This window comes from Paenibacillus sp. FSL H7-0323 (assembly GCF_038002725.1).
GTDB lineage: Bacteria > Bacillota > Bacilli > Paenibacillales > Paenibacillaceae > Paenibacillus_AQ > Paenibacillus_AQ odorifer.
Genome location: NZ_JBBODB010000001.1, coordinates 5,321,416 through 5,341,089 on the forward strand (window position 1 = coordinate 5,321,416; position 19,674 = coordinate 5,341,089).

Below are 19,674 nucleotides of genomic sequence, written 5' to 3' on the forward strand. Positions count from 1 at the left end.
CCGTAATTTTTGTTATTAGTATAGCAAATATCAATAAATCGGACAAAGTTTATTGTAAAGAGAAGAGCAGCAATCTGCTTATCCGTGGCCGGATTCAGGATCTGCTGCTCTTCGAGTATTTTATTAAATTACTTTATTGATCTTAGTAGTCTTTTTTCGCACCTTGTTTAGCTACGAAATCCCAAGTCAGTGTTAAGCTATCGCCTTGGAAAATATTTTGATCTTGGTTATTTTCCACAAATTCGAATTGGACGGAGAAGCTGTCGTTGGTACCGGCTTTAATACCGGATGCTTCGGTAAAGAGTTGATCCCAACCTGTATTTTTTACGAGATCCGGATGCTGACTTTTTAAAGCAGCAAGTGTAGTCTCATAAACTACATTTTCAGGAGAGACGATAGGTACTCCTTTATCATTATTTCTAAGGAATTTAACTTTAATGAACTCGGCTAAATCCAGGTAGTTATCTCCTTTAGCATCCGTGATTTGAGTCGATGTATTCAGAATAATAGATCCGATATCGAGCGAACCATCGTTTTTCAATTTGAAGGATTTAGTTACAGTATCACCTGGTTTCAGGTTAGGAATATTAACGATGACAGAAGGGTCGGAGTTCAGATCGAGCGTGCCCGCTGCGAATGTAGCTGTGCTTTGCGCAGTGTCGCTAAAGTATGCGAAGGTTCCTCCGCCGATTAATGATAAACCCAGTGCTGCAGATGCTACGCCAAGACCCAATGTTTTCTTGATACCCATAATAAAATTCCTCCTCAAATTTGTGTTTGAATTTTTTATAAAATTTATATATTGTATCTTCCGGTTCGTAAGCGGAAGTGGACAATCAACTTAGGGCTGTGTTTCTGTTGGGGGCGGTGAGGCTGGCAGTAGGGCAGCATTTTTCTTTTCTAATGCAGCTACAGCCTTCCAAGAGGTATACAGAGCATAGAGCAGAAGCATCAAGCCAGGCACGATCATGAGGACTACACTTCCAGCTTTGGAAACCGCGAAATTCATAGCGTAACCGACATAGGGTACAGTGACCCCGGTATACTGAGCTACAACATTCACAGAACTGGTAGGGTTCATGTCGGGCGCGTCGTTGTTATCGCCTTTAGTGCGATAAACAGCTTCACCAGTAGCGTTATTGACGGTCGCTTCTACAATCCGGTGAGTAATGAGCAGATTATCTTCATTCCTAAAGGTGATGACATCGCCTGGTTTGAAACGATTCATATCCCCTCCGGGTTTTAATGCGACAATTGAGCCTGTCTGAATTCCTGGTTCCATCGATCCTGAGAGTACGGTTTTGATCTCATATCCGAAGAAAGCAGGTTCACCGCCGGAGGCCTTGGATAACACTACGGCTGCCACCAGCAGAATAAAGATCACAAGCATTAAGCTCGATAGGGTATTATTGATAATTTTTTTAATTCGCATCTTATTCTCCACCTTTCTCAGGTTGAGGGTCCGAAGGAGCTTGGGTTGCTACCGGCGGGGTAGTCGTACTGTCTTCCGCCTTTGGCGTCTCTTGTGGAGCCTCTTGCTGAGGGACATCTTTTGGAATTGTGAGCTCTTCGTCAATTTCCGGCTTAACCGGATCAGTGGCTGGGGCTTCAGGTTGTTCTTTATTTGGGGCTTCCGGAGCAGTTTCGCCTGATGTTGGAGGGGTTGCCTCAGCTTTGGCTTTATCCTCGGCTTCTTGTTGCTTTTTCTCCTCAGCCAAACGTTCTTCTTCTTTTTTCGCTTCTTCTTCTTTCTTTGCTTGCTCTTCTTCTAGCCGAGCTTTTTCAAGCTCTTCTAGTTTTTGCTCGCGAGTCTGACTGATCAATTGGAGTTTATCTTGAAGGGTAGTGATACCTGAGGTTGCCGATTCTTTATGGTTAGTCAATTCGGTATTTAGAGCTTCATAAGATGAGGTGAGGTCGCTAGAGATCACGCCGTCTGGTTGAGTGAAGGTAATCAGGAATGGCAGTGGCTGTGGGAACTCTCCTTCGCGTAATTCAAGTTGTCCATAAACATCACTGGTAACTACCGAAGCGAATGGAAGACCAACATCGTGTATGGAGGTTAGGTAACTAATAACTCCATTTAAGGAAGCATTCAAGGATTCCGAGATCACACCGCTTTGATTCAGGCTGCTTTGTAAATCTCTGAAAAATTGCTCGTCCTTGATTTCTAGACAGTTGGAATCTAGAGAAGTCATATATCCTCCTATCTGGAAGAGTAAGGCTGCTGCTGCACTTAGCTCATTGTGGATTTGATTCCAAATTTGGCTGTTAGCCGCCAGTTGCTCGTTAACGCTATCTATTTGGGATTGAAGCGCCGCTATTTGCGAAGAAATCTCTTCTGCAGCGACATCAAGCTCTTCCAGCGACATCCCTTCTATTCCCGAAACGTCCGAGTAGTTAGCTGATGAGGAAAAGGGCTGTAGTGATTCTTTTAAAGTGAGCGCTCGATTAACATGCTCTTTGAACTCTGTAAGCAGTGCCTTGATCGAATTCGGAAATACTTCGCAAAAGCTAATCGTGCTAGTGGTTTGCGTAGCGGCTCCAAAGCCTCCATAGGTACCACCAACTTGCTGCGAGGTATATAGAAATAAGACGGAGACAGCCATTCCTGATTGCAGTATACGTAATCCGATTTTCCTGTTTCTTCTAGGTCTTCTCCTTGCTGATCTGGGTCTCAGAGGAATACCTCCCCTCAATGTCTGTTTCTTTGGTTCGTTATTATCGTTCTTTATTAAGAACAACTTCTGTAATGAATCATACATGGAATAAATCAAAAAGAAAACTGCCAATAACGCGCATTTGTACTCTATAAAGAACGAAAATGATAATTTATCTCTAAATAACTCCATATATCGCTCGATTACTAAATATATTCTCAATAAAGAACGATAAGTTAGAGTGATTCGCAAAAAAATACCCGGCTCGCAGTAGTAACGCGAGCCGGGCATAAGCGGAGTAATGAAGTTGAGAATATAAATGTATATGTTACGGAAGTTTTGAACCGCGTGAACTAACATACAGGTCATACCATTCTTTACGGCTCAGCTCCAGCTTGTCCGCATCGGCACAGGCAGTAATACGCTTCGGATTCACAGTTCCAATAACAGGCTGAATGGCAGCTGGATGTGTCATTAGCCAAGCCAGTACAATGGCTTCGGGTGTTGTTCCTTTTTCATCTGCGAGCTGTTGGACCATAGCTGCTGTTTGGACGATATTCTCCGGTTGATCCTCTAATGAACGCCCGCTAAATAGACCTTGGGCGAGTGGCCCCCAAGCTTGAAGCTGAATGTTCTCCATTCGACAATGTTCAAGGGTTCCCTCAGGGAAGATAATATCCTTCCAGGGTTCACGATTTACACTGATTCCAGCATCCACCCAGCTGATCTTAGCCAAGCTCATATGCAGCTGGTTTACGATAAAAGGTTCATCGCAATAAGTCTGCAGCAGCTTGATCTGAGCGGCGCTCATATTGGAAACCCCGAAATGACGAACCTTACCAGCGGCCTTCAGTTGATGTAATGCGGAGGCTACTTCCTCGGGATCCATTAAGGGATCAGGTCTATGCAGTAGAAGAATATCAATGTATTCGGTCCCAAGTCGTGACAATATTCCATCTACACTGTTCAGAATATGTTGGCCAGAGAAATCAAACGTATTAGTGCTGTCTCCAGGCTCCATTAGCTTAATTCCACATTTAGATTGAATTATGATTTCTTCACGTAGTCTTGGACGATCCTTAAAAATCTCACCGAATACTTTCTCCGCCTTCCCACGAGTATAGATATCTGCATGATCAAACATGTTGATGCCGATGGAAAGGGCGGCATCAACCGCTTCATGTCCCTGTTTAACATTCTCCGCAGTAATCGGCTCATGGTCCCAGTCACCGCCTAGCCCCATGCAGCCTAAAGCAATGCGGCTTGCGGGAATCCCGCGCTTGTTTAAAGGTAACGCTTTCAACAATGTGATTCCTCCTTGGAAATTATGATTGCGTACTTGTAGATATTGTACACTCTCAGAAGCCCGTATGGTATTTTTTGTCGCTGGAAGAGCGGTGTTTGGTCTCTTCTTTATTCTTTTCTTCTTGCTTTTCCAGCGTCAAATCTTCCATCGGAATCGGGTCTACATTCTGCTCACTTTCATGAAGATCGAATAGACTTTCTTTTTCTGTTGGATATTGTTCCGGGTGATCCCGTTTGTCACTATTCAGCTGATGTTTTTCTTGAGTCATTTTTACCGCCTCGCCTTTCTTTGAGATTTAATGGCTATTGTGCTCGTTAATAAACGTATTTTGACTCCCTTAAACAGAAAAAAGAGGCCATTAGGCCTCTAAATTCAACGGTGTCCCTATGTCTTTTAGCTTGCGCGCTACAACATCATCGTATAGGCGCTGCAGCCATTTCAGCTCAGTCAGGGTGTGCTCATATGTACCGTACATTAGATGCAGGGCAGAACGAGGCACGATGGAGATATGCTCCTCGTATACCTGATAAGCCAGATTAACCTGATGTTCTGTTTCCCGGAGGCGTTCCTCGAGCAGCTTCTCAACCTTGCTCTGATCGATATGACGGGACATAGCCAGGGCCATATACATCGGATGATAGAAGGGTTCGTTTTTCTTAATCTGTTGCAGGATAAGCTGTTCGAATAAAGCTTTACCTTGCTCCGTTATGGCATAGATTGTTTTGTCCGGCCGATCACTGCTGCGGATGACCTCTAAAGCTTCTATATAACCATCTTGTGCAAGCTTATCCACAGCATAATAGAGTGATCCCATCTGCAGCTTGGTGATCCGGTCCATGGAACGTTCCTTCATCACTAATGTGATTTCATAGGGATGCATGTTCCGCTCCAGCAGTAAACCTAAAATGGCTAATTTCATGGACATAATGGTTACCTTTTGCCCTCTGACGCCTGAACAGCTTTAGCAGGAATGGTAAGACGGTCTTTTGGCATGAGCAGTACAAAGACTAGACCGAGCACTGCAGGAATCAAAGCCCACATAAAGGTTTGTGCAATAGAGGTGGATAACGCACTTGATATTTTTTCTAATATTTCAGCAGGGATCTTTGCTCTTGCTTCAGGTGTTAACGCAGCGCGTGGATCTCCGAAAGCTGCTGACTGTTCACTACCGCCAAAAGCATCGCTTAGACTGTTAGTAAAGCTATTCCGCTGAATAATCCCGAAGATCGTAATTCCCAGCGTCATTCCAAGGGAGCGCATGAAGGTACTGGTCGATGTTGCCGATCCCCGTTGGCGCATATCGAAATTATGGATAGCTGCCATACTCAGCACGGAGAAGGAAAAGCCTACGCCGAACCCAGTCAGAGCCATAAATACATTAAGCATGAGGCGGGAGGTATCTGGTGATAAAGTGCTTAGGCTGTAGACCCCTGCGACAAAGCAGACTGCGGATAGGATCATAATGTTGCGGAAGCTGGTTTTTGTTGTAAGCAGCCCCCCGGTCTGACTGCCAACGACCGTACCGATCATCATCGGCATAAGGATCAGCCCTGAGTTCGTAGCTGAGCCGCCAAATACACCCTGCACAAAGATAGGAATGTAAATAGTAGCTACGATAAAAGCAGAGCCATAAAATAGGCTGGTCACGCTGCTTGTTGCAAACAACCGTTTGCGGAACATAGCGAACGAGATCACAGGTTCAGCAGCTACTCTCTCAATAAGGAGAAACGCCAGCAAGAGAACAGCAAAACCTACGAATAAGCCAAGGATGGCACTGGAATCCCAAGCATATTGATTACCACCAAGTTCCAGAGCGAACATTAGGCAGATAATCGCGCCAACCAGAGTGAAGGCTCCGCCCCAGTCAATGCGCTGTTTAGCGTGGGAGATCGACTCCTTATAAGAAGTTGCAATCAGGAACAGTGCAATAATTCCTAGCGGCAGGTTAATGTAGAATACCCACTGCCAACCAACATAGTCGGTAATATAGGCACCGAGTAAAGGTCCAAGTACACTGGAGATTCCGAAGACGGCTCCAAAGAGACCGGTCAATTTCCCTCTTTTTTCAGGCGGGTAAATGTCGAAAACGATGGTGAAGGCGATTGGCATTAGTGCACCGCCGCCGATCCCTTGAATGGCACGGTAAATACTGAGCTGTGTGATACTGGTGGCAGTACCGCACAGAGCCGAGCCAATCAGGAATACAATCAATCCGAAAATGAAGAAACGTTTACGTCCATACATATCAGAGAGCTTGCCGAAGATAGGGGTTCCGGCCATTACCATTACCATGTAAGCTGAGGTGACCCATACGATTTTATCCAGACCACCAAGATCTGAGACTATCGTTCCCATAGCTGAAGCTACAATGGTATTGTCCATTGCGGACATAAGAATACCAAGCAGCAGGCCAACCACTACGAGTTTAAGATTACTTTCTTTAGTATGCATGCTTCGCAGCTCCTTTTTCTTAATAGTGATAGTGATAGTTCTGTTCGAAAAATGTTCATAATTAGAAGCAAAATTTATTATATTCAAATTTGAATAGGGAGGCAATAGTTTTTTTTAAAAAATAGAGATGTATAGCCAACCGTAGAAGAATACGGCGGTAATATAGGGACAAACTACCCGTGGAGATCATCTGTGGATGAATTAGGAATGCCTCTTGACATACCCTACGGGGGTATATTATATTATAACCAAGGAGGCTGATTCTTATGTCTACTGCCAAGAAAGAGCAAGCTGCAGAATCCTGCGACATAAATTGTCATTCTTCATCATCAGGAGAACGAAAAAGTCATCATTCGGCAGAATTCAAGAATAACTTGAATACGCGCCTCAACCGGATTGAAGGCCAGATCCGCGGGGTAAAGGGTATGATTGAGCGGGATACCTATTGTGATGATGTACTCAACCAGCTCGCAGCGGTACAGGCGGCGTTAAATGGTGTCGGTAAGATGCTGTTAGAAGGACATATGAAAAGTTGCATTGTTGAGCGAATCGAAGCTGGCGAACATGAGGTTATCGACGAGCTCCTAATTACGGTTAACAAATTAATGAAATAATAAGCTAATGCTTCTAGAGCATAGCTTCACAACATTTATTGGAGGTTATATTAATGTCAAACGCTACATTAAACGTTGAAGGAATGTCTTGTGGTCACTGTGTTAACTCCGTAGAGAAAGCCGTAGGCAATCTTGGAGCCACAGCTAAAGTTGATCTTGCTGCTAAGAAAGTTTCTGTCGAGTATGATGAGAACAAAGTAAGCCTTGGTGCGATTAAAGAAGCAATTGTAGATCAAGGGTATGACGTAGTTTAATTTGAAGCACAGTAATAAGGCTTGGAGTGATATGGGGAAGCTACCCAAAGCTCCAATGCCTTTTCTTTTAGAAATTATCATACCCTATAGGGGTATGTGGAGGCGTGGAAATCATGGATAAAACCAAAACAACAGCTTCACCAACCGAACAGCAGGCAACTGTACAGATTACAGGCATGACCTGTTCCGCTTGTGCAACCCGAATTGAGAAGGGTTTGTCCCGGATGGACGGCGTATCTCGTGCGAATGTGAATCTAGCCTTGGAACAGGCTACTGTTGGATTTGATCCGACAGTATCAGGGTTGCCACAAATTGAAGATAAAATCCGTTCTCTTGGTTATGACACTATTAAAGAATCTGCGGATTTTGATATATCGGGGATGACCTGTGCTGCTTGTTCCTCACGGATTGAAAAAGTGTTGAGCCGTACACCGGGTATAGCAGCAGTTAATGTGAATTTAGCGCTGGAAACAGCACATGTAGAATATACACCCGGTAATATCAGTCCAAGGGAGATCATGGAGAAGGTAAGCAGTATCGGCTATAAAGCTTCTCTTAAAGAAGACCGCAAGGATCATGTGGATCGTCGTGGAAAAGAAATTCAGCATAAAAAGTGGAAATGGATCATTTCTGCAATTCTTTCGTTCCCATTGTTATGGGCGATGGCGGGTCATTTCTCCTTCACCGGCTGGATTCCAACACCGGATATATTTATGAATCCTTGGTTCCAGCTTGTGCTGGCTACCCCTGTGCAATTTATCATCGGTTGGCAGTTCTACGTCGGTGCTTATAAAGCCCTTCGTAACCGGAGTGCCAATATGGATGTGTTGGTCGTATTAGGGACGTCGGCAGCTTATTTCTACAGTCTTTATCTGACTATTGATTCCTTAAGCATGAAGGAAATGAATCATACTGTAGAAATGTATTATGAGACGAGTGCTGTACTCATTACACTTATCCTTGTCGGTAAATGGTTTGAGGCGCTGGCGAAAGGCCGTTCCTCTGACGCAATCAAAAGCTTAATGGGTCTTCAGGCAAAAACCGCCCTCGTAATTCGGGATGGGCAAGAAATGAATATCCCGACAGATGAAGTTATTCCTGGTGATATTGTATTGGTGAAGCCCGGAACAAAGGTACCTGTGGATGGCGAAGTTGTCGAGGGGTCTTCTTCTGTGGATGAGTCGATGTTGACCGGAGAAAGTATTCCTGTGGAGAAAAAACCAGGGGATACCGTGATCGGTGCCACTATGAATAAGAACGGTATCTTGAGAATCAAAGCCAATAAAGTGGGTCGCGACACTGCGCTGGCTCAAATTATCCGAGTAGTGGAGGAAGCTCAAGGCTCCAAAGCTCCGATTCAGCGGATTGCCGATGTAATCTCAGGGATTTTTGTGCCGATTGTTGTGGGTATTGCCGTAATAACTTTTCTGATCTGGTATTTCTGGGCAGCCCCTGGCCAGTTCGCTGATGCCCTCGAAAAAGCCATTGCAGTGCTCGTAATCGCTTGTCCATGTGCGCTAGGTCTGGCAACGCCAACCTCCATTATGGCAGGATCGGGCCGGGCAGCAGAGCTTGGAATTCTCTTCAAGGGTGGGGAGCATTTAGAGGGAGCGCAAGGGATTCAGACCGTTGTGCTAGATAAAACAGGTACAGTGACGAATGGTAAACCCGTGCTTACCGATGTTGTGACTACTACTGGAATTGCAGCTTATGGAAAAGAAAACGCGGAAAACCGTTTGTTAGCTTTAACTGCAGCTGCTGAAAAGCTATCTGAGCATCCACTTGCGGAAGCTATTGTTGCTGGCGCTGCTGATAGAGGTTTGGCTTTGCCTACTGCTGAGCAGTTTGATAATGTGCCCGGACGTGGAATTATGGCCGTTGTTTCCGATCAGCAGGTTATGGTAGGCACGCGGCGGATGATGGAAGATCATCAGCTTGATATCACAGAATGGACTCCAATTATGAAGAAGCTGGAGGAGTCGGGAAAGACAGCTATGCTAGTAGCGGTAGAGAGTGAAATCGCTGGGATTGTGGCCGTTGCTGATACGATTAAACCGACCTCAAAAGCGGCTGTAGCCGCGCTCCATGATATGGGTATTGAAGTCGTAATGATCACTGGTGACAATAAAATTACAGCTGAGGCTATTGCGAAGCAGGCAGGGATCGAAAAAGTGTTAGCAGAGGTTCTGCCAGAGGGCAAAGCCGAAGAGGTTCGCAAGCTCCAACAGAATGGGACTAAGGTTGCCATGGTTGGGGATGGGATCAACGATGCTCCGGCACTAGCTACTGCCGATACGGGTATGGCGATTGGGACAGGAACGGATATAGCTATGGAAGCAGCTGATATTACGCTGATGCGCGGGGATCTGAAGAGTATTCCTGATGCGATCATGATGAGCCGCAAAACGATGAGAAATATTAAACAAAATTTGTTCTGGGCGCTTGCTTACAATACAATAGGAATACCGATTGCTGCACTTGGGTTTCTAGCCCCATGGCTGGCAGGAGCTGCGATGGCATTTAGCTCCGTGTCTGTTGTCTTGAATGCACTTCGGCTACAGCGGGTAAAGCTGTAATATCACTATCACTATTTAGGGAGTGGCCACAGTGCAAGTAAATAACGATACAATTTCTCTGTTAATGAAACATGCATCTGTCCGCAAGTTTCAGGATAAGCCAGTAAGTGAAGATCAGCTTAGCGCTATTATTGGAGCAGCTCAGATGGCTTCAACCTCAAGCAATGTTCAGGCTTATAGTGTTATTGCAGTTACTGACCCGGCACTAAAGACGGAGCTTGCGGGACTAGCGGGCAATCAGGCTTATATAGAACAATGCCCAGTGTTTTTGGTCTGGTGCGCTGATCTGTATCGGCTGCGCGAGGTGACGAAACCTCATTTGCAGAGAGAGACTTCTTATGAAGATTCTGCTGAGAACCTGATTGTAGCTACCGTTGATGTTGCGCTTGCTGCACAGAATGCTGCAGTGGCTGCGGAATCACTAGGACTTGGAATTGTATATATCGGTGGAATCCGTAACCGGATCGCGGAGGTATCGGAATTGCTGGGACTGCCTGAATTGGTCTATCCGATATTCGGGATGTGTGTAGGTTATCCTGACGGAGCTTCGGGCCTGCGTCCGCGGCTTCCACTAGAGGCTGTTCTGCATCGTAATCGCTACAATGCGGAAACCACTGTGGAGCAGGTCAAAACTTACGATAAAGTCTCCTCAGACTATATGCGTGAGCGGACCCACGGCGCCAAAGACACCCCTTGGTCGGCCATTATGGCGGAGCGATTGGCACAGCCAGCACGGCTGCATATGAAGGAGTTCCTGCTGGAAAAAGGATTCCTCCGGAGATAACTAAACTTGCTTCACCTAAAGAGGCTGCCTTATTAGTAGTTCATTCTACTGATAGGGCAGCCTCTTTTTTTTATTCGAAGCCAGGAAGGTGACAGTTGTCATCTTAAAGAAATGACAGTCCATACTAATGTCATGTCTTCTTTTTCCATATGATTGAAATAGATCAAACGCATTCGGAAGCGGAGGGATTACGTTATGGATAATATTATAGAAATGCACGGGGTCAGCAAAATATATAAGGATAAAAAGGCCGTAGATAATATCAGCTTTAACATTGCTAAAGGTTCGATTACAGCTATTCTGGGACCGAACGGAGCGGGTAAAACAACGGCATTAGGCATGCTGCTGGGGCTAATAGAGCCTACCGAGGGTACAGTGGAGTTGTTCGGTCATCATCCGAAGGATAAAGCAGTACGTGAAAAGATTGGAGCGATGCTGCAGGAGGTAAGTGTAATGGATCGGCTAAAGGTGCGGGAGATCATTGATCTGATCCGCAGCTATTATCCAAAGCCTATGGATATGGAGTTTCTAATTAAGGCTACTGGACTTGCGCCAGCCGATTTGAATAGATACGCCGAGAAGCTCTCGGGCGGTCAAAAGCGTAGTTTGGGCTTTGCGCTAGCCCTCGCGGGTAATCCGGAGCTGATCTTTTTAGATGAACCTACAGTCGGACTTGATATTACTTCCCGGCGGCGGTTCTGGGAAACGGTTCGTGGACTTGCGGAGCAAGGAAAAACGATTGTGTTCACGACCCATTATTTGCAGGAAGCAGAAGATATCGCGGATCGTATTCTATTATTCAGTAAAGGACACTTAGTTGCGGACGGAAGTCCAGATGAGATTAAATCGCGGATTGTGAAGCGTTCCGTGTCCTTCCTGCCTGTGGGTGATCGCTCGCAATTGCGCAGAAACCTGCTAGACCTAGCTGCTATAGAGGATTGTTATGAAAAAGATGGCCGCATTCACGTGACCACAGAGGATACAGATGAGGCGCTTAAAGCGATTTTTGTGGCTGGACTTCCTGTGAAGGATGTTCGAATTGATCAGGGACGTTTGGATGAGGCTTTTGAACAATTGACCATGAACCAAGAGGAGGCTGTCTAACCATGAGACTAATTACTGTACAGTGTAAAGCGGAAATGCTGCGGATCATCCGTAATCCCTATTATGTGTTCTGGTCTTTGCTCATGCCCATCATGTTCTATTTCATCTTCACCCGGGTGGTCAATACAGGTAGCGATGACCTAACGTGGCGTGCTCATTATTTAATGTCCATGGCGACCTTCAGTGTAATGGGCTCAGCCATTATGACGCTTGGCATCCGGTTGGTGCAAGAACGAACACAAGGCTGGACCACCTTTATTCGGATTACACCGCTGCCGGGATCGATCTATTTTTTCGGAAAAATGTTCGGACAGACGATGATGCATCTGTTTTCGGTCATTTGTATTTTTATCGCAGGCTATTTAATCAATGGCGTCTCTTTATCCGCAGGTCAATGGGTGCTTAGCGGGCTGTGGATCCTGATCGGTTCTCTACCATTTTTAGCGATTGGTACGCTTGTAGGTGCTATGAAACGGGTGGATACAGCCAGTGGAGTCAGCAACGTGATTTATATGGCTCTTGCTGTAGCAGGAGGCATGTGGATGCCGATTGAGATACTGCCACGATTAATGCAGCGGATTGGTCATTGGTTGCCTTCCTATAACTATGGGAATGGAGCCTGGGAGATCGTTCGTGGCTCAGCTCCGACGTGGAGTAATGTCTTGATTTTACTCGGATATTTGGTAGTTTTTATGTTACTATCGGTCTATATTCGAAAAAAACAGGAAGCGGTGTGAATGAATGGCTGAGCGTGCGAAGTTCCGGTTATTTCCACAAAAACAGGGTTTTTTCCCTTTTGTATGGGCTGTTTATCTGGTTTTGCCCATCCTGAATTTGCGCGGGGAGACTGGAATGAAGCTCATCCTGGGCGGGATTATGATAGCGGTGTTTGCCATCAGCTATCGCCAGCTATATTGGGTGCGGGGTGGAGTGTTTAATGTTTGGTTATTTATTCAAATGTTAATCATCGTGGTGCTTAGTGTGTTCTATACCCCCTATAATCTGTACATGGGCTTTTTCACCGCAAATTTTATCGCATATTATACGGAGAATAAAGGGTTCAAAATTGCATTTGCTTCTTTTGTGATCATGATCCTTTCGGTGCTGGTCTTAGTGGGTCGTGAGATGGAGTGGGGAAGCGTGATGTTTTTAGCTCCGTTTATTATTATTATGTTGATTAGTCCGTTCGGAGTGAGGTCCATGAATCGGAATCAGAAGCTGGAGAAAGAGCTGGATCAAGCCAATGAGGTGATTAAAGAGCTGGTGAAGCGTGAGGAACGAATGCGAATCGCCCGTGACCTGCATGATACTCTTGGCCATACCTTGTCCTTGATTACGTTAAAGAGCCAACTCGTAGAGAAGCTGGTGACGAAAAATACGGAGCGAGCCCAAGAGGAGGCGCGGGAAATTCAGCGCACTTCACGGGCTGCGCTCCGTCAAGTGCGTGAGCTAGTGTCGGAAATGCGTGCGGTCTCAGTAGCAGAGGAACTGGCTGAAGCTGGAGAGATGCTGCGGACGGCAGAGATCGCCTTAGAAGTGGAAGGGGATATCTCTCTGGAGGGGGTATCCGATCTGACGCAAAATATCCTCAGCCTCTGTATCAAAGAAGCAGTGACTAATATCGTAAAGCATAGTAGAGCGGACAAATGCTTCATAGGAGTGGCAAAGCTGGCTGGAGAAGTGCGAATTACCGTTAAGGATAACGGCATTGGTCTACAGCATGGGGAGAGAGGGAATGGTGGGCTTAGCGATGGAAATGGCATGAAGGGAATGGCAGAGCGTCTATCCCTGATTGATGGCTCCCTGTCGCTAAGCTCAGCTGAGGGTCAGGGAGCTACGCTGATCGTTACCATCCCGCTAATCGTAAAAGATGCACAAGGGGGTGAGACTGCATGATAAGCATTGTTATAGCGGAGGACCAACGTCTGCTTCGGGGAGCGATGGCTTCTTTGCTGGATCTTGAAGACGATATCGAAGTAGTCGGAGAAGCTTGTGATGGGGCGGAGGCGTTAGCTTTAATCGACAAGCTTCAGCCAGATGTCTGTCTCATGGACATTGAAATGCCGTTCAAGAGCGGGCTGGAGGTTGCAGAAATATTGCGGAGTAAGGGTTGTCCGACCCGAATTATTATTTTGACCACCTTTGCCCGTCCAGGGTATTTTGAGCGTGGAGTAAAGGCTGGTATTCAAGGGTATTTGTTGAAGGACGAGCCTGTAGATAAGCTAGCTGAATCTATTCGTCGTGTCATGGCTGGACATCGGGAGGTATCTCCTGAGTTAGTCTTCGGCAGTCTGCGGGAGGAGAATCCATTAACAGCACGGGAGCGCGAGATTTTAAAACTGGCTGGAGAAGGGCAAACCGCGAGCGAGATAGCCTTTTCGCTGCATCTGTCTTATGGCACTGTCCGCAATTACATCTCTGAAATACTCAATAAGCTGGAAGTGAAAAGCCGGATTGAGGCGGTACGGCTGGCGGAAGAAAAAGGCTGGATTTGAGGGGAGGAGGGCATTGTTATGCAAATATTTCTGATTCGTCATGGTGATCCGGACTATTCCATAGATGATCTAACGGAATTCGGGCATCAGGAAGCAGCGGCATTGGGAAAACGCATGGCATCTATCGGACTGGATGAATTATATGCTTCACCATTGGGTAGAGCACAGACAACAGCAAGTTATGTGGCCAAAGAGACGGAACTTGTAATTCAGACAGAACCTTGGACTTGTGAATTGGATTGGACAGGGGTTATGTTGGATGGACAAATGGCGCCTATATGGGATAGTCCGGGAGAACATATTAGTGAACTATCAAGTGGAAAAAGAGAATGGTCTGATCAAACAGATCATTGGTTAAAACAAGAGGAATACAGATTGCGGTTTAGCGAACTACAAGCGGCTTCAGATCAATTCTTGCTTAGCCACCACTTTAAAAGAGAAGATGGCCTATATCGTATCCTCGAGCCTTCTACCAAGAAGATTGGAGTTGTGTGTCACGGTGGCTTTGGCCTTGCATGGCTAGCCCATTTATTGCAGATTCCTTTAGCCTTGGCTTGGTCCGTATTTTGGCTTGCTCCAAGCTCGGTAACGACGATCTTGTTTGAAGAGCGCAGCGAGCACTATGCAGTTCCCAGATGTATTGGATTGGGAGATGTCTCCCACCTCTATGCTGGGGGTATGAACTATCGCCCGAGGGGATTAATGGGTAATCATGTTTAAGGTGACTGATTAAGAGCGAGCAAGAACATTGTCTATGAAGTGAAAGGCCATCCCGCAGAGGATGGCCTTTTTTAATAATACAAGAAAGTATAAGTTTGGCACGAGACATTATCCTTCTATTTCTCGCATAAACGCTTACCGTCCTTTAGGGGCACCGAAGGCGCTTTTGCTTGCATATAAGAATCATGCCCCTTGCCCAGTTCCTGATTTCCACTTGCTATTGTGCTAACGGACTTAGATGCAGCTATTTGTACATTTTAAGCCTTTTGGAGGAAGTTGCGGACTCGAGAGATCTTATTTTCCATAAATGGAGGGAATATCGTGCTATTTTAGTGATATAAAGTCTCTGAAGTCCGTTAGCATCCCAGAACAGCGAAATAGTTACGAATAAGGGCTGTGGTGTCCAAACGCAATTCTGAATTCTGCTCGCAATAAAGCTACATTTGCTGATAGCAGCAGCTTTTTCATGAAATGGTCTACTAATTTTGGTTTTGAGCCTAAATTATCTGAAATTCCACTCTTCACCGTGGATTTAATTTCACCTGTGAACCTTTGCCGCCTGTCTGGATGCCGGTATCTTTGACTCCGACTTCCTTGAGGTCAGCTACGAGGCGTTCTAGTACCGTCTTTGCGGCAGCAGCTTCCTTCGCACCGGATGCTTTGACAACTAATTGCACCGGCTTGCCGGAGCGGAGATGCTTCTCAGCCTGACGGAGCTTAGTATCGTAGTCGTGCTCTTCAATATGAGCAGTGAAGCGGAGCTCTTTGACCTTCTCCTTGCTGCCGCCCTTTGCAGCTGAGCCACCACTGGCCTTGCGTGCTGAGGCTGCTTCTTTCTGCGCGGCCGCTTTTGCTTTGCCCTTTGCAGTTAGGCTGCAGGGCGGTGGGCTGCTCATTAGCGAGGTGCATACCAGATCAGCTCCTGCTGATCTGGCCATGGCCAGCGCCTCTTCCCGTGAGACGATACCCAGCTTCTCACCCCTAAGTCCTGTAAGAACTACTTCGGATGCTCTGATTTGTTCATTGATTAATACTGCCACTTCTATGAATCCTCCCCTGATAACGATGATAAAGCTATCATATATGGAACTAGCTTGAGGTTCAAATGTGGAGCGTAGGATTAGCGTTACTAATCCTCTCAATTTCTTCTTTTATGATTTGTAGGATTAGTTTTTTAGATGATGTTGCTAGATATTCTCGGTTGCGCCGCTGCAATATACCCACTTGAATGAACGGCTCGCTTAGTTCAACATCTATTTTTACGATATCTGTCATTAAAGCTGTCGAATCAAGCACTACCCCTACCCCAGGGTTCTTTCTTACAAAATGAGGAATAGCAGAGATTTGGCTTATGGTGGATAAAGTGGGCTTTGATTCGAATCTCGAAAATTGCTTAGCTAACCGAAGGTAATATAAGCAAGTGCGTCCTCCAGCTATAATTGGATATTCAAGAATTTCTCGAAATGAAATATCGTCTCGTCCGTTTAAAGGATGATTTTCATCTACTATAAAAGCGATTTTCTCGTGATAAAGCGGTTCGAAATAAAAGAAAGACAGGTCGGACGGCTCACCGCAGATGGCGAAATCCAGTTCTCTTTGTAGAACAAGTTGTGAGAGGGAATCAGTGTTACCCTGAATGAAGTTACATGCCATCTTTGGTTTTTGCTCCTGAAACTTTCGCAAGGCGTTCGGTAGGACGGATTCCATCATGGATTCAATGCTTCCGATATGAAGTGTACCAATTTCGTCATGCTGTAAAGCTTTGGTGAGTTCTGTTACATAGTTCCAATGTTGAATAAGGTTATCGATTTCCCCTGCAAAAACTTGCCCGGCACTTGTCAGTTCTACTTCCCAGCCTCTGTGAAAGAGTTGTATGCCCAGTTCTTTTTCAAGTCGTTGAATTTGGTTGGTAATAGTAGACTGTGCATAATTCAACTTCTCTGCAGCGCGTGAGAAAGTGCCTTCTTGAAGAATGGTCTTAAAAGCCATCAGTTCTTTTAGATCCATCGATTGTCACCTCTATCGGTATAATTGATTAAGATTATTATCTTATTCAATTATATAAATCAAAATACTGAGAGTACAATAAAAGAATTCCAAAGAAGGAGTGAATTATAATGCCATTCATTAGAGTCAGTTATCTGGAGCAACAATACGACACTCATCAGCTAGAAGGAATATGCAGAGCGATTATGAGCGCGTTAATTCAGCATTTCCATGTACCGGAGGATGATATGTTTCAGGTTTTTCATGCGCATAAAGCGGGGGAATTTTTTTATAGTAAAGATTATTTAAATATTGAACGAAGCGACGGACTGATATATATCCAAGTTACGCTAAAATCCGGAAGATCAACGGAACAGAAGAAAAGCTTTTACGCGAGGCTAGCCGAGGAATTATCGATGACGCTAAACATCAGAAAAGAAGATATATTCATTGTGCTCGTCGATACGGAATTCGAAGATTGGTCGTTTGGTAACGGTGTTGCTCAAATGCTACAACCTCCGGTTAGGGAGGTGTAATATGGCGCATCAGAAAATCGTCACAAATGTACGGGAATCGTTAGGGGAGTTCGCTCCGGCATTCGTCGACTACTCGGAAAATGTGTTATTTGGGGACTTATGGAGACGTGAGCAATTATCACTTCGGGATCGTAGCATGATTACGATTTCTGCCTTGGTGATGGGGGGCATGACGGAACAACTCCCCTATCATCTGCACTTGGCTTTAGAGAACGGCTTACAACTTGAAGAAATCGTGGAGGCCATCACCCACCTTTCTTTTTATGTAGGTTGGCCGCGAGCCTCTTCAGCTCTAGAAGTTGCAAAGGATGTAATAGGAAAAAATAAATAACGTCTGACTTTTCAATCCCATCCGTAACCTTTAGGAACTTCATTGGCACTTGTATATAATACGGAAGAAGGGAGCGGAGGACAGATGCTTCAGTATATCGAAGAGGCTAAACAAGGAGACCGACAAGCTTTTGAACAGATTGTTAAGCACTTTACACCGATGGCCAATGCAGTTGCGTTCGAAAAGCTGCGTGACTATCAATTAGCGGAAGATGCTGTGCAGGAAGCTTTCACAGAAGCCTTTTTGCATTTGAATAAATTACGAGCAGTAGAGGCATTCCCGGGCTGGTTTAAAGCTATTGTGGTGCGGCAATGTTATCGCATCTTGCGAAGAAAGCAGCATCCTGCATTACCCTACGAGGAAGCTGCGCAAGCGACAGAATCTCCATTTTCTATAGCAGATATTATTGAGAAAAAGGAAACCCAACGGCTGGTTCACGAGTCTATAGCTGCATTAACGTCCAATATGCGGATTGCCGTTCAATTATATTATTTTCAAGGCTACTCACTACAAGAGATTGCTGACTTTCTGGGGACTTCGGTTTCGGTATTGAAGAAGCGACTTTTTGATGCCCGCCGCAAGCTGAAAGGTGCATTGCCTGTGGCAGATGTTCTTTCCGTATTCAACCATTTGTACGAAGGGGGAAAAGCTGTGCTTCACATTGTAAATGGAGATGTAGTGGGAGAGAAGCTGCGGCAAGGAATCGTGAAAGGTGATGTACTAGTGTGGAGAGAGGTATATTCGCATGGGCCGGTATTCTTGGATCCTGCCGATGGAGATAACCGCGCTGTTCGAGCGCAATATTTGGAACAAACGATGGGGATTCCGCAGAGGGAATTTATCGCCAATAGTGAGAGGCAAGAGAAGATTTTAGCTGATTTCCATAAATATGAAGAAGTGGTGTTATGGTTCGAGCATGACCTTTTCGATCAGACGATGCTCAGTTATTTACTCCATTGGTTCTCGAAGCAGAAAATGTTAACCACCAAGCTAAGCTTACTATGCATTGGAGAGTATCCGGGAATAAAGTTATTTCGAGGACTTGGACAACTTTCTATAGAGCAGATGGAAACATTATCAGGCACATGGAAGCTAATCGGAGCCAAAGAATTAGAAGCAGGTCAAGCACTCTGGGAAGCCTATGTATCACCGAATCCAGAATTGCTGCAACAACGATTAACTACAGATACATCGGCTTTACCCTTTGCACATGACGCCTTCCGGGCGCATTTATCGCGCTTTCCTTCTACTACAAACGGACTTGGCATCGTAGAACAAATCACGCTGGAGATGATCCGTGAGGGAATAAAATCACCCTATGAGCTGTTCAAAAATGTGGGTGATAAGCTTAACATCTTAGGAATGGGCGACCTGCAATATTGGCATATCCTAAGAAAGATGGTACAAGGCACGTACCCTTTGCTACAAACCCATGGATGCAATGAGTTCCCTGTTTATAACGATTCAGTAATGCAATTTAAAGACTGTGAGCTTGTATTAACAGAGCTAGGTAAGAGTGTAATAGCTGGAAACGAAGACTGGGTGCAGAAGAATGGCAGCGATGAGTGGTTTGGAGGTGTACATCTGCAAGGATTGACTCCGCGCTGGCGGTGGAATCCGTTGGTCGGTGCGCTTCAGGAGAGAAGTACCGAGGCGTAATTTATTAATCTAAATGTTTGCTACACAAGGCATATTGAGCATAAAAAGACTTCCACTAACTTGGAGATACTCAAACGCTCCAGAGGGGGAAGTCTTTTTTGTTGTATCCATATATTATATGAATAGTAAATATAGTATATATCATCTATTTAAAGGGTGATTGATCTTTGTTGGAGAATATTATCTATAGAATAAATA

Annotated in this window: 21 protein-coding genes; 12 read left to right on the top strand and 9 right to left on the bottom strand. The window is 45.3% G+C overall.

The genetic code is table 11. The annotated features are described in order from the left end of the window. Positions 1–142: 142 nt before the first annotated feature. The 7 genes from MHH89_RS23975 to MHH89_RS24005 form a co-directional block, all read right to left on the bottom strand. A complete protein-coding gene (locus tag MHH89_RS23975; RefSeq protein WP_036682781.1) occupies positions 143–751 on the bottom strand; it encodes a TasA family protein in 609 nt (202 codons plus the stop codon). A gap of 90 nt (positions 752–841) precedes the next feature. Further along, positions 842–1,432 carry a signal peptidase I SipW gene (gene sipW / locus MHH89_RS23980; protein ID WP_076124645.1) on the bottom strand — a complete coding sequence of 197 codons (591 nt, stop codon included), beginning with the start codon at positions 1,430–1,432 and terminating at the stop codon, positions 842–844. Position 1,433: 1 nt separating this feature from the next. Then, positions 1,434–2,609 (bottom strand): hypothetical protein, encoded by a 1,176-nt coding sequence (locus MHH89_RS23985; protein ID WP_076219723.1) that lies wholly within the window; start codon positions 2,607–2,609, stop codon positions 1,434–1,436. A 379-nt stretch (positions 2,610–2,988) separates the two neighbouring features. After that, positions 2,989–3,966: an aldo/keto reductase gene (locus tag MHH89_RS23990; RefSeq protein ID WP_341088327.1), complete on the bottom strand. Its 978-nt coding sequence runs from the start codon at positions 3,964–3,966 to the stop codon at positions 2,989–2,991. Between the two features lie 52 nt (positions 3,967–4,018). Beyond that, entirely contained in the window at positions 4,019–4,234 is a 216-nt protein-coding gene (locus MHH89_RS23995; RefSeq protein WP_051491260.1) for a hypothetical protein, read from the bottom strand. Positions 4,235–4,324: 90 nt separating this feature from the next. Next, on the bottom strand, positions 4,325–4,891 hold the full coding sequence (locus tag MHH89_RS24000; RefSeq protein ID WP_036682773.1) for a PadR family transcriptional regulator: 567 nt from the start codon (positions 4,889–4,891) through the stop codon (positions 4,325–4,327). Between the two features lie 5 nt (positions 4,892–4,896). Further along, positions 4,897–6,417, bottom strand: coding sequence for an MDR family MFS transporter (locus tag MHH89_RS24005; protein ID WP_341088328.1), 1,521 nt, complete (start codon positions 6,415–6,417; stop codon positions 4,897–4,899). Positions 6,418–6,683: 266 nt separating this feature from the next. On the opposite strand from MHH89_RS24005, the gene MHH89_RS24010 reads away from it, so the two are divergent. The 9 genes from MHH89_RS24010 (at position 6,684) to MHH89_RS24050 (ending at position 14,964) form a co-directional block, all read left to right on the top strand. Next, positions 6,684–7,031, top strand: a complete 348-nt coding sequence (locus MHH89_RS24010) for a metal-sensitive transcriptional regulator (RefSeq protein ID WP_076124636.1) — start codon at positions 6,684–6,686, stop codon at positions 7,029–7,031. A gap of 53 nt (positions 7,032–7,084) precedes the next feature. Beyond that, complete coding sequence (locus tag MHH89_RS24015; RefSeq protein ID WP_076124634.1) at positions 7,085–7,285, top strand: copper ion binding protein; 201 nt, start codon at positions 7,085–7,087, stop codon at positions 7,283–7,285. Between the two features lie 113 nt (positions 7,286–7,398). Next, the gene (locus MHH89_RS24020; protein WP_341088330.1) at positions 7,399–9,861 is read left to right on the top strand and encodes a heavy metal translocating P-type ATPase; all 2,463 of its coding nucleotides are present in this window, start codon (positions 7,399–7,401) and stop codon (positions 9,859–9,861) included. 31 nt (positions 9,862–9,892) lie between these two features. Beyond that, the gene (gene nfsA, locus MHH89_RS24025; protein ID WP_341088331.1) at positions 9,893–10,645 is read left to right on the top strand and encodes an oxygen-insensitive NADPH nitroreductase; all 753 of its coding nucleotides are present in this window, start codon (positions 9,893–9,895) and stop codon (positions 10,643–10,645) included. Positions 10,646–10,840: 195 nt separating this feature from the next. Further along, a complete protein-coding gene (locus MHH89_RS24030; protein WP_341088333.1) occupies positions 10,841–11,749 on the top strand; it encodes an ABC transporter ATP-binding protein in 909 nt (302 codons plus the stop codon). A gap of 2 nt (positions 11,750–11,751) precedes the next feature. Further along, positions 11,752–12,486 (top strand): ABC transporter permease, encoded by a 735-nt coding sequence (locus MHH89_RS24035; RefSeq protein ID WP_036682760.1) that lies wholly within the window; start codon positions 11,752–11,754, stop codon positions 12,484–12,486. Between the two features lie 4 nt (positions 12,487–12,490). Beyond that, positions 12,491–13,645 carry a sensor histidine kinase gene (locus tag MHH89_RS24040; RefSeq protein ID WP_341088335.1) on the top strand — a complete coding sequence of 385 codons (1,155 nt, stop codon included), beginning with the start codon at positions 12,491–12,493 and terminating at the stop codon, positions 13,643–13,645. Further along, positions 13,642–14,244, top strand: a complete 603-nt coding sequence (locus MHH89_RS24045; RefSeq protein WP_036682756.1) for a response regulator transcription factor — start codon at positions 13,642–13,644, stop codon at positions 14,242–14,244. Before MHH89_RS24040 ends, MHH89_RS24045 begins: the two co-directional genes overlap by 4 nt. A gap of 18 nt (positions 14,245–14,262) precedes the next feature. Next, on the top strand, positions 14,263–14,964 hold the full coding sequence (locus MHH89_RS24050) for a histidine phosphatase family protein (RefSeq protein ID WP_341088337.1): 702 nt from the start codon (positions 14,263–14,265) through the stop codon (positions 14,962–14,964). 521 nt (positions 14,965–15,485) lie between these two features. On the opposite strand, the gene infC is transcribed toward MHH89_RS24050, so the two are convergent. Both infC and MHH89_RS24060 read right to left on the bottom strand, forming a co-directional pair. Then, positions 15,486–16,004, bottom strand: a complete 519-nt coding sequence (gene infC / locus MHH89_RS24055; RefSeq protein ID WP_076185653.1) for a translation initiation factor IF-3 — start codon at positions 16,002–16,004, stop codon at positions 15,486–15,488. A 61-nt stretch (positions 16,005–16,065) separates the two neighbouring features. Beyond that, positions 16,066–16,971, bottom strand: coding sequence for a LysR family transcriptional regulator (locus MHH89_RS24060; RefSeq protein WP_076218990.1), 906 nt, complete (start codon positions 16,969–16,971; stop codon positions 16,066–16,068). A gap of 110 nt (positions 16,972–17,081) precedes the next feature. Between MHH89_RS24060 and MHH89_RS24065 the strand changes: the two genes are divergently transcribed. The 3 genes from MHH89_RS24065 (at position 17,082) to MHH89_RS24075 (ending at position 19,476) form a co-directional block, all read left to right on the top strand. After that, positions 17,082–17,486 carry a tautomerase family protein gene (locus MHH89_RS24065; RefSeq protein ID WP_076124624.1) on the top strand — a complete coding sequence of 135 codons (405 nt, stop codon included), beginning with the start codon at positions 17,082–17,084 and terminating at the stop codon, positions 17,484–17,486. 1 nt (position 17,487) lies between these two features. Beyond that, complete coding sequence (locus MHH89_RS24070; RefSeq protein ID WP_076124622.1) at positions 17,488–17,817, top strand: carboxymuconolactone decarboxylase family protein; 330 nt, start codon at positions 17,488–17,490, stop codon at positions 17,815–17,817. An 84-nt stretch (positions 17,818–17,901) separates the two neighbouring features. After that, positions 17,902–19,476 (top strand): sigma-70 family RNA polymerase sigma factor, encoded by a 1,575-nt coding sequence (locus MHH89_RS24075; protein WP_076124753.1) that lies wholly within the window; start codon positions 17,902–17,904, stop codon positions 19,474–19,476. The last annotated feature ends 198 nt before the right edge of the window (positions 19,477–19,674 follow it).

Excerpts from the sequence above, each read along its gene's own strand:
- MHH89_RS23975 (WP_036682781.1), bottom strand. The coding sequence starts at position 751 with ATGGGTATCAAGAAAACATTGGGTCTTGGCGTAGCATCTGCAGCACTG.
- sipW (WP_076124645.1), bottom strand. The coding sequence starts at position 1,432 with ATGCGAATTAAAAAAATTATCAATAATACCCTATCGAGCTTAATGCTT.
- MHH89_RS23985 (WP_076219723.1), bottom strand. The coding sequence starts at position 2,609 with ATGGCTGTCTCCGTCTTATTTCTATATACCTCGCAGCAAGTTGGTGGT.
- MHH89_RS23995 (WP_051491260.1), bottom strand. The coding sequence starts at position 4,234 with ATGACTCAAGAAAAACATCAGCTGAATAGTGACAAACGGGATCACCCG.
- MHH89_RS24000 (WP_036682773.1), bottom strand. The coding sequence starts at position 4,891 with ATGTCCATGAAATTAGCCATTTTAGGTTTACTGCTGGAGCGGAACATG.
- MHH89_RS24005 (WP_341088328.1), bottom strand. The coding sequence starts at position 6,417 with ATGCATACTAAAGAAAGTAATCTTAAACTCGTAGTGGTTGGCCTGCTG.
- MHH89_RS24010 (WP_076124636.1), top strand. The coding sequence starts at position 6,684 with ATGTCTACTGCCAAGAAAGAGCAAGCTGCAGAATCCTGCGACATAAAT.
- MHH89_RS24015 (WP_076124634.1), top strand. The coding sequence starts at position 7,085 with ATGTCAAACGCTACATTAAACGTTGAAGGAATGTCTTGTGGTCACTGT.
- MHH89_RS24020 (WP_341088330.1), top strand. The coding sequence starts at position 7,399 with ATGGATAAAACCAAAACAACAGCTTCACCAACCGAACAGCAGGCAACT.
- MHH89_RS24030 (WP_341088333.1), top strand. The coding sequence starts at position 10,841 with ATGGATAATATTATAGAAATGCACGGGGTCAGCAAAATATATAAGGAT.
- MHH89_RS24035 (WP_036682760.1), top strand. The coding sequence starts at position 11,752 with ATGAGACTAATTACTGTACAGTGTAAAGCGGAAATGCTGCGGATCATC.
- MHH89_RS24040 (WP_341088335.1), top strand. The coding sequence starts at position 12,491 with ATGGCTGAGCGTGCGAAGTTCCGGTTATTTCCACAAAAACAGGGTTTT.
- MHH89_RS24045 (WP_036682756.1), top strand. The coding sequence starts at position 13,642 with ATGATAAGCATTGTTATAGCGGAGGACCAACGTCTGCTTCGGGGAGCG.
- MHH89_RS24050 (WP_341088337.1), top strand. The coding sequence starts at position 14,263 with ATGCAAATATTTCTGATTCGTCATGGTGATCCGGACTATTCCATAGAT.
- MHH89_RS24060 (WP_076218990.1), bottom strand. The coding sequence starts at position 16,971 with ATGGATCTAAAAGAACTGATGGCTTTTAAGACCATTCTTCAAGAAGGC.
- MHH89_RS24065 (WP_076124624.1), top strand. The coding sequence starts at position 17,082 with ATGCCATTCATTAGAGTCAGTTATCTGGAGCAACAATACGACACTCAT.
- MHH89_RS24070 (WP_076124622.1), top strand. The coding sequence starts at position 17,488 with ATGGCGCATCAGAAAATCGTCACAAATGTACGGGAATCGTTAGGGGAG.
- MHH89_RS24075 (WP_076124753.1), top strand. The coding sequence starts at position 17,902 with ATGCTTCAGTATATCGAAGAGGCTAAACAAGGAGACCGACAAGCTTTT.